General features: G+C 65.2%; 12 protein-coding genes. 10 read left to right on the top strand and 2 right to left on the bottom strand.

The window, feature by feature from the left end; translation table 11 throughout:
* Window positions 1–25: 25 nt before the first annotated feature.
* The 9 genes from rpsA to cysM all read left to right on the top strand — a co-directional run bounded on the left by rpsA (window position 26) and on the right by cysM (window position 8,870).
* Window positions 26–1,738, top strand: coding sequence for a 30S ribosomal protein S1 (gene rpsA / locus VL15_RS26755; RefSeq protein WP_048249727.1), 1,713 nt, complete (start codon window positions 26–28; stop codon window positions 1,736–1,738).
* 22 nt (window positions 1,739–1,760) lie between these two features.
* Window positions 1,761–2,084, top strand: coding sequence for an integration host factor subunit beta (locus tag VL15_RS26750; protein WP_006486894.1), 324 nt, complete (start codon window positions 1,761–1,763; stop codon window positions 2,082–2,084).
* 210 nt (window positions 2,085–2,294) lie between these two features.
* A complete protein-coding gene (locus tag VL15_RS26745) occupies window positions 2,295–2,588 on the top strand; it encodes a lipopolysaccharide assembly protein LapA domain-containing protein (protein ID WP_048249627.1) in 294 nt (97 codons plus the stop codon).
* 53 nt (window positions 2,589–2,641) lie between these two features.
* Entirely contained in the window at window positions 2,642–3,814 is a 1,173-nt protein-coding gene (lapB, locus tag VL15_RS26740; protein WP_048249626.1) for a lipopolysaccharide assembly protein LapB, read from the top strand.
* 90 nt (window positions 3,815–3,904) lie between these two features.
* On the top strand, window positions 3,905–5,305 hold the full coding sequence (locus tag VL15_RS26735) for a UDP-glucose dehydrogenase family protein (protein ID WP_048249625.1): 1,401 nt from the start codon (window positions 3,905–3,907) through the stop codon (window positions 5,303–5,305).
* 7 nt (window positions 5,306–5,312) lie between these two features.
* Window positions 5,313–6,263 (top strand): D-glycero-beta-D-manno-heptose-7-phosphate kinase, encoded by a 951-nt coding sequence (gene rfaE1, locus VL15_RS26730; RefSeq protein ID WP_053077705.1) that lies wholly within the window; start codon window positions 5,313–5,315, stop codon window positions 6,261–6,263.
* 63 nt (window positions 6,264–6,326) lie between these two features.
* Window positions 6,327–7,319: an ADP-glyceromanno-heptose 6-epimerase gene (gene rfaD, locus VL15_RS26725; protein WP_048249624.1), complete on the top strand. Its 993-nt coding sequence runs from the start codon at window positions 6,327–6,329 to the stop codon at window positions 7,317–7,319.
* Window positions 7,320–7,393: 74 nt separating this feature from the next.
* The gene (locus VL15_RS26720) at window positions 7,394–7,753 is read left to right on the top strand and encodes a ComEA family DNA-binding protein (RefSeq protein WP_048249623.1); all 360 of its coding nucleotides are present in this window, start codon (window positions 7,394–7,396) and stop codon (window positions 7,751–7,753) included.
* A gap of 214 nt (window positions 7,754–7,967) precedes the next feature.
* Window positions 7,968–8,870, top strand: coding sequence for a cysteine synthase CysM (cysM, locus tag VL15_RS26715; protein WP_048249622.1), 903 nt, complete (start codon window positions 7,968–7,970; stop codon window positions 8,868–8,870).
* Between the two features lie 77 nt (window positions 8,871–8,947).
* On the opposite strand, the gene mltB is transcribed toward cysM, so the two are convergent.
* On the bottom strand, window positions 8,948–10,165 hold the full coding sequence (mltB, locus tag VL15_RS26710; protein WP_048249723.1) for a lytic murein transglycosylase B: 1,218 nt from the start codon (window positions 10,163–10,165) through the stop codon (window positions 8,948–8,950).
* A gap of 168 nt (window positions 10,166–10,333) precedes the next feature.
* Between mltB and VL15_RS26705 the strand changes: the two genes are divergently transcribed.
* On the top strand, window positions 10,334–11,257 hold the full coding sequence (locus VL15_RS26705) for a histone deacetylase family protein (RefSeq protein ID WP_011351344.1): 924 nt from the start codon (window positions 10,334–10,336) through the stop codon (window positions 11,255–11,257).
* Between the two features lie 23 nt (window positions 11,258–11,280).
* Here the strand turns inward: VL15_RS26705 and VL15_RS26700 are convergent, their stop codons facing one another.
* Window positions 11,281–12,201, bottom strand: a complete 921-nt coding sequence (locus VL15_RS26700) for an alpha/beta hydrolase (protein ID WP_048249722.1) — start codon at window positions 12,199–12,201, stop codon at window positions 11,281–11,283.
* Between the last annotated feature and the right edge of the window lie 55 nt (window positions 12,202–12,256).

The raw sequence follows: 12,256 nt of genomic DNA, 5'->3' as shown, positions 1-12,256 counted from the left end.
GCGATCCATGCACTATCAGATTTTTATGTCCGACCTGCAAACCTCCACCCCGAATACCGAATCCTTTGCGGCTCTGTTCGAAGAGTCGCTGACCCGCCAAGACATGCGCGCCGGCGAAGTGATTTCCGCCGAAGTCGTGCGCGTCGACCACAACTTCGTGGTCGTCAATGCAGGCCTCAAGTCCGAGGCTTACATTCCGATCGAGGAATTCCTGAACGATCAGGGCGAGGTTGAGGTGCAGTCGGGCGATTTCGTGTCCGTCGCGATCGACGCACTCGAAAACGGCTACGGCGACACGATCCTGTCGCGCGACAAGGCGAAGCGCCTTGCATCGTGGCTGTCGCTGGAAAAGGCTCTCGACAACAACGAACTCGTCACCGGCACGATCACCGGCAAGGTGAAGGGCGGCATGACCGTGATGGTCAACGGCATCCGCGCGTTCCTGCCGGGTTCGCTGGTCGACACGCGTCCGGTCAAGGACACGACCCCGTACGAAGGCAAGACGCTCGAGTTCCGCGTGATCAAGCTCGATCGCAAGCGTAACAACGTCGTGCTGTCGCGTCGTGCAGTGATCGAAGCAACCCAGGGCGAAGAGCGCGCGAAGCTGCTCGAGACGCTGAAGGAAGGCGCGATCGTCAACGGCGTGGTCAAGAACATCACCGACTACGGCGCGTTCGTCGACCTCGGCGGCATCGACGGCCTGCTGCACATCACCGACATCGCATGGCGTCGTGTGCGTCACCCGAGCGAAGTCCTGTCGGTTGGCCAGGAAGTCACCGCGAAGATCCTCAAGTTCGACCAAGAGAAGAACCGCGTCTCGCTGGGCATCAAGCAACTGGGCGACGATCCGTGGGAAGGCATCTCGCGTCGTTACCCGTCGGGCACGCGTCTGTTCGGCAAGGTCACGAACATCACCGACTACGGCGCATTCGTCGAGGTGGAATCGGGCATCGAAGGCCTCGTCCACGTGTCGGAAATGGACTGGACCAACAAGAACGTTGCGCCGTCGAAGGTTGTCCAGCTGGGCGACGAAGTCGAAGTCATGGTCCTCGAGATCGACGAAGACCGTCGTCGTATCAGCCTCGGCATGAAGCAGTGCAAGCCGAATCCGTGGGATGACTTCAGCCGCAACTTCAAGAAGGGCGACAAGATCACGGGCGCAATCAAGTCGATCACCGACTTCGGCGTGTTCATCGGTCTGCCGGGCGGCATCGACGGCCTGGTCCACCTGTCGGACCTGTCGTGGAGCGAAACCGGCGAAGAAGCCGTTCGCAAGTACAAGAAGGGCGACGAAGTCGAAGCCATCGTGCTCGGTATCGACGTCGAGAAGGAGCGTATTTCGCTCGGCATCAAGCAGCTCGAAGGCGACCCGTTCAGCAACTACGTTGCAATGAACGACAAGGGCTCGATCGTCGACGGCGTCGTGAAGACGGTCGATGCGAAGGGTGCGGTCGTGACGCTGACGGGCGACGTCGAAGGCTACCTGCGTGCGTCGGAAATCGCGCAGGATCGTGTCGAAGACGCACGCAACGTGCTGAAGGAAGGCGACAAGGTCAACGCGATGGTGATCAACATCGATCGCAAGTCGCGCGGCATCAACCTGTCGATCAAGGCGAAGGATTCGGCTGAGCAACAGGAAGCGATCCGCGGCCTGCAAGCCGACACCAGCTCGGCTGCGACCGGTACGACCAACCTCGGCGCGCTGCTGAAGGCGAAGCTCGACGGCCAGAACCAGTAAGCCTCACGAGGTCTGCTGAAGTATGACCAAATCCGAGTTGGTCGCGCAGCTGGCATCGCGATTTCCGCAACTTGTCCTCAAGGATGCGGATTTCGCGGTGAAAACGATGCTCGATGCGATGTCTGACGCTCTGGCGAAAGGGCACCGCATCGAAATTCGGGGTTTCGGCAGCTTCGGCCTCAACCGTCGCCCGGCACGCGTCGGACGCAACCCGAAGTCGGGGGAGAAAGTGCAGGTGCCCGAGAAGTTCGTGCCGCACTTCAAGCCTGGCAAGGAATTGCGCGAACGCGTCGACGGCCGCGCCGGTGAACCGCTGAAGGCTGACGATCCGGACGACGAGCGTTGAGCGTCGTTCGGTTTGACCGGAACCCGTCCGGCGAAGGCTGAAAAGAAAAGCGCCCCTTGCGGGCGCTTTTTTCATTTCCGGCGACCGCGGCGCAACGGGCGCGTGCAGGATCTGCGCAGCCGCGGAAACGCTTCCTTTACAATACGGGTCGATTCGGTGCGGCGAAGGGGAGTCGCGCGCCGCGGCAAACCTCAACAAAGAGAGGGCTTCATGAAGTTTATCGTCTGGCTGATCCGGGTATTGGTGTTCGTGCTGCTGCTGGTGCTTGCGCTGGCCAATACGCAAACCGCGACGCTGAATTTCGTTGCCGGCTACGCATGGCAAGCGCCGCTGATCCTGATCGGCCTGGCATTCTTCGCCGTGGGGCTGCTGGCCGGCCTGCTGTCCGCGCTGCCTTCGATCTTCCGCCTGCGTCTCGAGAACGGGCGCCTGAAGCGCGATCTACGCGCGGCGCGTGAAACGCCGACCGTCGTCGACCAGCCGCCGATGCCGCCCGTCATTTAACACGGACGCCGCGCGACAATCGCGCGGTTTTCGTCTCTGCTTCGATATCTCGCATGGATCTGGATTTCTGGTGGTTGCTCGCGATTCCGGTCGCATTTGCGCTCGGTTGGGCGGCGTCACGCTATGACCTGAAGAATCTCCTGTCGGAGAGCGCCAACTTGCCGCGATCGTATTTTCGCGGCCTGAACTTTCTGTTGAACGAACAACCCGACAAGGCGATCGACGCATTCATCGAGGTCGCCAAGCTCGATCCCGAGACGGTCGAGCTGCACTTCGCGCTCGGTAACCTGTTCCGCCGTCGCGGCGAAACCGACCGTGCGATTCGCGTGCACCAGAACCTGCTGAGCCGCACGGACCTGCCGGTCAACGAGCGCGACCACGCGCTGTACGAGCTCGGTCAGGATTTTCTCAAGGCAGGCCTGCTTGATCGCGCCGAGGAGGCGTTCCACAAGCTTGCCGATGGCGACTACGCGCTCGGCGCACAGCGGGCGCTGCTGACGATCTATGAGATCGAGAAGGACTGGAACAAGTCGATCGATACCGCGAAGCGTATCGAGTCGATGAGCGACAAACCGCTCGGCGCCGAAATCGCGCAGTTTCACTGCGAGCTCGCGCAGGACGCGCTGCACCGCAAGAACGCAGCCGCGGCCGCCGAACAGCTGCAGCTCGCGCTGACCGTGAACCCGCAGAACGTTCGCGCGACGATCCTGTCCGGCGACGCCGCGCAGGCGGAGGGCAACCACGCGGCCGCGATCGAGCACTGGAAGCGCGTCGAAGCGCAGAACCCGGCGTATCTGCCACTCGTCGCCGACAAGCTGATGAAGGCCTATGTCGCGCTCGGCAAGAACGTCGAAGGCGCCGAGCTGCTGATGGGGTATGTCGACCGCTATCCTTCGAACGACCTGCTCGACGTCGCGTATCAGCACATCGCGGGGTTGCGCGGCCAGGACGCGGCGCACACGCTCGCACGCACGCAGATGGAGAAATCGCCGAACCTGTCGGGGATGCTGCACCTGCTCGATGCGCAGATCGCGGCGGCTGACGAGCCGCGTCGTAAGGAACTTGAAATGATGCGTGCGCTGATCAAGCAGCGCACGAAAAATCTGCCACGGTATACGTGCCAGAATTGCGGTTTCCGGGCACGGCTCTTTTACTGGCAGTGCCCCGGATGCAGCGGCTGGGAAACCTATGCGCCGCGCCGCGTCGAACCTGCGATGCCGGGTTGATCCCGGCACGCGGAACCAACGCGCTGCGGTTGCCGCCGGGCTCGTCCCGGCGGCCAAGTTAGTCAATTACCGGGAAGTACCGGAACATCTATGAAAATCACCATCATCGGCACCGGCTACGTCGGTCTAGTCACGGGCGCATGCCTCGCGGAGATCGGTCACGACGTCTTCTGTCTCGACGTCGATCCGCGCAAGATCGACATCCTGAACAACGGCGGGATGCCGATTCACGAACCGGGGCTGCTGGACATCATCGCGCGCAACCGCGCGGCGGGGCGGCTGCGTTTCTCGACCGACATCGAGGCGAGCGTCGCGCACGGCGAGATCCAGTTCATTGCGGTCGGTACGCCGCCCGACGAGGACGGCTCGGCCGACCTGCAATACGTGCTCGAGGCCGCCCGCAACATCGGTCGCCACATGACGAGCTTCAAGGTGATCGTCGACAAGTCGACGGTGCCGGTCGGTACCGCGCAGCGCGTGCGCGGCGTGGTCGACGAGGCGCTTGCCGCACGCGGGCTCGCGGGTAGCGTCGCGCATCGCTTCTCGGTCGTGTCGAACCCGGAGTTCCTGAAGGAAGGCGCCGCGGTCGAGGACTTCATGCGTCCGGACCGGATCATCATCGGCGTCGACGACGACGAGACGGGCACGATCGCGCGCGAGAAGATCAAGAAGCTTTACGCGCCGTTCAACCGCAACCACGAACGCACGATCTACATGGACGTGCGTTCGGCCGAATTCGCGAAATATGCGGCGAATGCGATGCTTGCGACGCGCATCTCGTTCATGAACGAGATGTCGAATCTCGCCGACAAGGTCGGTGCCGACATCGAGGCCGTGCGTCGCGGGATCGGCTCCGATCCGCGCATCGGCTACCACTTCCTGTATGCGGGCGTCGGTTACGGCGGCTCGTGTTTCCCGAAGGACGTTCAGGCGCTGATCCGCACGGCAGGCGAGAACGGTCAGCCGCTGCGCATCCTGGAAGCCGTCGAGGCGGCCAACCATGCGCAGAAGGACGTGCTGATCGGCAAGATCGAGCAGCGCTTCGGCGCCGATCTCACCGGCCGCGAGTTCGCGGTCTGGGGCCTGGCGTTCAAGCCGAACACCGACGACATGCGCGAGGCGCCGAGCCGCCGCCTGATCGCCGCACTGCTCGAGCGCGGCGCGACCGTGCGCGCGTACGATCCGGTCGCGGTCGACGAGGCGCGGCGCGTGTTCGCGCTGGATTTCGACGGCAATCCGGACGCGCTGGCGCGGCTGCATCTCGTCGATACGCAGGACGTCGCCGTGACGGGCGCGGACGCGCTCGTGATCGTGACCGAATGGAAGGAATTCCGGAGCCCCGATTTCACGCGCCTGAAGGCCGAACTGAAGGCGCCGGTGATCTTCGACGGGCGCAACCTGTACGAGCCGGACGCGATGGCCGAACTGGGCATCGACTACTACGCGATCGGACGGCCGTATGTCGATCCCCGGTCGTCTTCCCGTGGCTGACCCTACGATGAATACTCTTCGCGAAGTCGTTCCGGTGCCGCGCGCGCAGCTCGCGCGCTCGCGCGTGCTTGTCGTCGGCGACGTGATGCTCGATCGTTACTGGTTCGGCAACGTCGATCGTATTTCGCCGGAAGCGCCCGTGCCGGTCGTGCATGTGCAGCGTCAGGAAGAGCGGCTCGGCGGCGCGGCGAACGTCGCGCGCAATGCCGTGACGCTCGGCGGCCAGGCCGGGTTGCTGTGCGTCGTCGGTTGCGACGAACCCGGCGAGCGGATCGTCGAGCTGCTCGGCAGCAGTGGCGTGACGCCTCATCTCGAGCGCGACCCGGCGCTGCCGACCACGATCAAGCTGCGTGTGCTCGCGCGCCAGCAACAACTGCTGCGCGTCGACTTCGAGGCGATGCCGACGCACGAGGTGCTGCTCGCGGGGCTCGCGCGCTTCGATGCGCTGCTGCCGCAGCACGACGTCGTACTGATGTCGGATTACGCGAAAGGCGGCCTCACGCACGTCACGACGATGATCGAGAAGGCGCGTGCGGCCGGCAAGTTCGTCCTGGTCGACCCGAAGGGCGACGACTGGGCGCGCTATCGCGGCGCGTCGCTGATCACGCCGAATCGCGCGGAATTGCGCGAAGTGGTCGGGCAGTGGAAGTCGGAAGACGATCTGCGTGCGCGGGTTGCGAAGCTGCGCGCGGAACTCGACATCGACGCGCTGCTGCTCACGCGCTCGGAAGAGGGAATGACGCTTTTTTCCGCCACCGGCGAACTGCATGCACCGGCGCTCGCGCGCGAGGTGTTCGACGTGTCGGGCGCGGGCGATACCGTGATCGCGACGGTCGCGACGATGCTCGGCGCGGGCGTGCCGCTCGACGATGCCGTGGTACTCGCGAATCGCGCGGCAGGCATCGTGGTCGGCAAGCTCGGCACGGCCACGGTGGACTACGACGAACTGTTTCACTGAGCGCATTCGGCGGCGCGACGAGCGCGCCGCACGAGTGGCTCGCATTTTTCAGGCAGGACGATCATGACCCTCATCGTCACCGGCGCAGCCGGTTTTATCGGCGCGAACATCGTCAAGGCGCTCAACGAGCGCGGCGAGACGCGCATCATCGCGGTCGACAACCTGACGCGCGCGGACAAATTCCGCAATCTCGTCGATTGCGAGATCGACGACTATCTCGACAAGACGGAATTCGTCGAACGCTTTGCGCGCGGCGATTTCGGCAAGGTACGCGCGGTATTCCACGAAGGCGCCTGTTCGGACACGATGGAAACCGACGGCCGATACATGATGGACAACAACTTCCGCTACAGCCGCGCGGTGCTCGACGCATGCCTCACACAGGGCGCGCAGTTCCTGTACGCATCGTCGGCCGCGATCTACGGCGGCTCGACGCGTTTCGTCGAGGAGCGTGACGTCGAGGCGCCGCTGAACGTCTACGGTTATTCGAAGTTCCTGTTCGACCAGGTGATCCGCCGCGTGCTGCCGGCCGCGAAGAGTCAGATCGCCGGCTTCCGCTATTTCAACGTGTACGGTCCGCGCGAGACGCACAAGGGGCGCATGGCGTCGGTTGCGTTTCACAACTTCAACCAGTTCCGCGCGGAAGGCAAGGTGAAGCTGTTCGGCGAGTACAACGGTTATGCGCCGGGCGAGCAGACGCGCGATTTCGTGTCGGTCGAGGACGTGACGAAGGTGAACCTGTTCTTCTTCGATCATCCGGAGAAATCGGGCATCTTCAACCTCGGCACGGGCCGTGCGCAGCCGTTCAACGATATCGCGTCGACGGTCGTGAACACGCTGCGCGCGCTCGACAACCTGCCGCCGCTGACGCTCGCGCAGCAGGTCGAGCAGGGGCTGATCGAATACGTGCCGTTCCCCGATGCGCTGCGCGGCAAGTACCAGTGCTTCACGCAGGCCGACCAGACGAAGCTGCGCGCGGCCGGCTACGACACGCCGTTCCTGACCGTGCAGGAAGGCGTCGACCGCTACGTCCGTTGGCTATCCGGCCAGGTTTAAGCGGACGCGCTGCATCGATAGACTGGGTCTCACGGTCGGCAGCCGCCGGCCGTTTTTCATCGGAGATCCAGCACATGATCAGGAAATGGTTTGCCGCAGCGGCCATGTTCGGCGCGATCGCGTCGGCCTGGGCGGCCGTCGACGTCAACACGGCGAACGAGGATGCGCTCGTCGGCATCAAGGGCATCGGCCCGGCGCGGGCGAAGGCGATTCTCGACGAACGCGGCGCACGCGGTCCGTTCAGGAATGCGGACGATCTCGCGTCACGCGTGAAAGGCATGGGCGGCCATACCGTCGAGCGACTTCAGCAGGAAGGGCTGACGATAGGCGCGGCCGGCTCAGGCGCGGCCGGTTCAGGCACGGCCACACCGGCCGCGGGCAAGCCGGCGGCGGCAAAGCCTGCCGCCGCGCCTGCCCGCACCGCGCAGAAGTAACGCGCAGCGCGCGACAGACACAGAGCTCCTTCAGTCGCCGTCGTTGCGACGGCTTCCCGCGGCATGCCGCGGGTTTTTTGCGTGCGCACCGCGTGCGCGGCGCTTACGCGTCGCGCGGCACGCGTATTCCATCGTCTCAAAGGGGTTGCCGGCGCGAGCGGCGGTGCTGGTTTACAATCGATCGATTGATCGGCCTCGCACTCACGGTATCTCCATGGCTTACAAAACTATCGAAGACACGATCGGCAATACGCCGCTCGTGCAACTGGTCCGCTTGCCGGACGACGAGATTCGCGCGCGCAACAACGTGGTGCTCGCGAAGCTCGAAGGCAACAACCCGGCCGGTTCCGTGAAGGATCGCCCGGCGCTGTCGATGATCAGCAAGGCCGAGGCGCGCGGGCGCATCAAGCCGGGCGATACGCTGATCGAGGCGACGAGCGGCAACACGGGCATCGCACTGGCGATGGCCGCGGCGATCCGCGGCTACAAGATGGTGCTGATCATGCCGGAGGATCTGTCGGTCGAGCGCCGCCAGAGCATGGCCGCTTACGGTGCCGAAATCGTCCTGACGCCGGTGAAGGGCGGGATGGAACTGGCGCGCGATCTCGCGGACCAGATGCAGCGCGAAGGCAAGGGCGTGATCCTCGACCAGTTCGCGAACCCCGACAATCCCATTGCGCACTACGAAGCGACGGGCCCGGAGATCTGGCGCGATACCGAAGGGCGCATCACGCACTTCGTGTCGGCCATGGGCACGACGGGCACGATCATGGGTACGTCGCGTTACCTGAAGGAACAGAACCCGGCGATCGAGATCGTCGGTGCGCAGCCGGAAGACGGCTCGCGCATTCCGGGCATTCGCAAGTGGCCGGAAGCGTACATGCCGACGATCTTCGATCGCAGCCGTGTCGACCGCGTCGAGAGCGTGAGCCAGGCCGCGTCGGAAACGATGGCGCGCCGGCTCGCGGCGGTCGAAGGCATCTTCGCGGGCATTTCGTCGGGCGGCGCGTGCGAAGTCGCGATGCGCATCGCGCGTCAGGTCGAGAATGCGACGATCGTGTTCATCATCTGCGATCGCGGCGACCGCTACCTGTCCACGGGCGTGTTCCCCGCGTGAGCGCGGGGTCGCATGCGTCGCGCACGAGATAAAAAAAACGCCGCACGAGCGGCGTTTTTTCTTTGGGTGGGCCGTGCTTACTGCGACTGTGCGTCGGCGTCGGCCGGGCTCAGCGCGCCGCTGGCTTCCATCTGCGCCTTCACGGCTTCGCCGAGCTGGTACACGGTGAGTGCGTAGAAGAAGCTGCGGTTGTAGCGCGTCAGCACGTAGAAATTCTTGAGACCGAGCATGTATTCCGTCGCGCGCCCCGGCGACGGCAGGTCGACCACGGTCACGGGCGTGCCGGCTTCGGTGGTGATGTTGACCGTCGGCTCGTTCAGCGTCATGCCAGCGCGCAGCAGTTGCGACAGCGCCCAGTGCGGTTCGGGCTGGCCGTCGGCGGCGGCTTGTGCAATGCCCAGGCTGCCCGTGTCGGGCGTGATCTGCCAGACCACCGGGCGATCGGTTTCCCAGCCGTGCTGCTTCAGGTAGTTCGCGACACTGCCGATCGCGTCGACCGGGCTGCTGCGCAGATCGACATGGCCCGTGCCGTCGAAGTCGACCGCATATTCGCGGATGCTGCTCGGCAGGAACTGCGGAATCCCGATTGCGCCCGTATACGAACCGAGCACGGTGGTCGGATCGAGCTGGTTGTCGCGAGTCCAGACCAGGAAATCCTCGAGGTTCTTGCGGAACGTCGCCTGGCGACTGTCGCGATTCGGCGTGTCCGGGTAGTCGAATGTGAGCGTCGTCAGCGCGTCGAGCACGCGGAAATTGCCCATGTAGCGGCCATAGATCGTCTCGACACCGATGATGCCGACGATCACCTCGGGCGGCACGCCGAATTCTGCGGAGGCGCGCTGCAGCGTTGCCTGGTTCGCCTTCCAGAACTTCACGCCCGCGTTGATGCGGATCGGCTCGATGAAGCGCGAGCGATAGACGCGCCAGTTCTTGACCGTCGGCGACGCGGCGGGCTTCACGAGCTTGACGGCCGTCGCCGAATAGCTGATGCGCGAGAACAGCGCATGCAGGCTCGTGGAGTCGAAGCCGTTGCGGCTGACCATCTCGTCGATGAACGCGTCGACCTTCGCGTTGTTCGCGTAACGCTGCGGAACGATTTCCTCTTCGAAGGTCTGGCCCGGTGGCGACGGCTGCTGGGGCTGTGCCTGCGCGACGAGCTTGCCTGCGGACTTCGCGGGTTGCGTCTGCGCGCCGGCAGGCGTGGCGCCGAGGGCCGCGACGACGGCGGCGGCAACGAGCGGGCCGCGAACACGGAACAGCGCGGAGAGAAGGGCGGCAGGCTTGCTGGAATTCATGTCGAAGCGGGCGGACAGGGCGATTGTGTTCGGCGCAGTATACCTGCGCATCCGGCGCGTCGGGGCGAAGCGGGCCCCCGTTGTGGTAAGTTAGCGGCGAATTCGCGGCAGACGATGGACATCATTGATGGAGACCTGCGGCGCACCGCGCGCTGCCGATGACAGCTTATGGCAACCGCTTTCTATACGCACCCCGACTGCATGCTGCACGAGATGGGGGAATGGCATCCGGAATGCCCGGCCCGATTGTCGGCGATCCAGGATCAACTGATTGCGAGCCGCATCGACGACCTGATCGTGCACGAAACCGCGCCGTTCGCGAGCGAAGTGGCGCTGGGCCGTGTGCATACGCAGGCGCACATCGACTACATCCGGAGCATGACGCCGGTCGACGGCTACGTCGAGATCGATCCCGATACGCTGATGAACCGCGATACGTGGCGCGCGGCACTGCGTGCGGCCGGCGCCGCGATCGCGGCGACCGACGCGGTGATCGAAGGCCGCTACGCGAATGCATTCTGCGGCGTCCGCCCGCCTGGCCACCATGCGGAGCCCGCGCGCGCGATGGGTTTCTGCTTCTTCAACAACGTCGCTATCGCCGCGCGGCATGCGCTCGACGTACACGGTCTCGAGCGTGTCGCGATCATCGATTTCGACGTGCACCACGGCAACGGCACCGAGGCTGCGTTCGCGAACGACGAGCGCGTGCTGATGTGCAGCTTCTTCCAGCATCCGCTGTACCCGTTCTCGGGCGTCGATCACCAGGCGCCGAACATGGTCAACCTGCCGATGCCCGCGCGCAGCAACGGGATGGCGATCCGCGAAGCCGTCGACATGTTCTGGCTTCCGCGTCTCGACGCGTTCAAGCCGCAGATGCTGTTCGTGTCGGCCGGCTTCGATGCGCACCGCGAGGACGACATCGGCAACCTCGGCCTCGTCGAGGCCGACTTCGAATGGCTGACCGCGCAGATCGTCGACGTCGCGCGCCGTCATGCGCAGGGCCGTATCGTGAGCTGCCTCGAAGGCGGCTACAACCTGTCCGCGCTCGGGCGCAGCGTCGTCGCGCACCTGCGCGTGCTGGCCGGCATCTGACCGGCCGGCCGGGCCGCGCGCGCTCAGCGCGTCGGCACGCGCGCGTGAATCCACGCGATCAGCGCGTCGATCACGCGGTCGCGTTCGAGATCGTTCATCGTTTCGTGGAAGCCGCCTTCGTATAGCGTCAGCGTACGATCGGGCGAGCCGACGCGCGCGCCGAACGCGCGGCTGCCGTCGGGTTCGGTCAGCTTGTCCGCGGTGCCGTGATAGACGAGTACCGGTACGCGCAGCGCGCCGCGGCCGCTTTCGATCCGCGCCATCGCGTCGAGAATTTCCGCGCCGGTGCGTGCGGGCACCGCGCCGTGATGCACGAGCGGATCGGCGCGATTGGCTGCGACGATGGCCGGATCGCGCGACAGCAGCGCCGCATCGATCCTGATCGCGGGGAAGGTGGGCCATGCGCGGCTGATGATACGGCTCACCGCCAGCATCCAGCGCGGCACGTCGCGCCCCGGCGCGAGCGCCGGGCTCGACAACACGAGGCCCGTCAGCGCGTGGCCACGGGCCGGCGCGCGTTCGATCGCGTACAGCGCCGCGACCGCGCCGCCCATGCTGTGTCCCATCAGGAACAACGGCGAATGACCGCGCGCCGCTTCGGCAACCAGTGCATCCGCATCGTTCAGGTAGCCGTCGAAGCGTTCGACCCACGCGCGTTTGCCGGGCGACTGGCCGTGCCCGCGCAGGTCGATCGCGAGCACGTCGATGCCGGCCGCGTTCAGCCGGCCGGCGAGCGCGGCATAACGGCCCGCGTGTTCGGCGAGGCCGTGCACGAGCGCGATCGTCGCGCGCGGCGGCACCGTGTCGTCGCCGGCCGGCCAGCGGTACGACGCCAGTTCGAGCCCGTCCGCGGTACGCAGCCGGCCCATTTTCGGCGCGGGCGGCGACGAAGGCGCCGATCCGGCGGTGGCGGGCGCGGCGGCCGGCGTGGTGGTGGCGGTCATCTGGCGTGTCCCCTGTTCGTTGGCATGCGTGTTCCGGATCATAGTCGCGGCATTC

Origin of the sequence: Burkholderia cepacia, from assembly GCF_001039005.1 — a bacterium.
GTDB classification, from domain to species: Bacteria; Pseudomonadota; Gammaproteobacteria; order Burkholderiales; family Burkholderiaceae; genus Burkholderia; species Burkholderia theae.
Note: the sequence above shows the minus strand (reverse complement) of the source record. Positions and strands in the feature narration are given on the sequence as shown.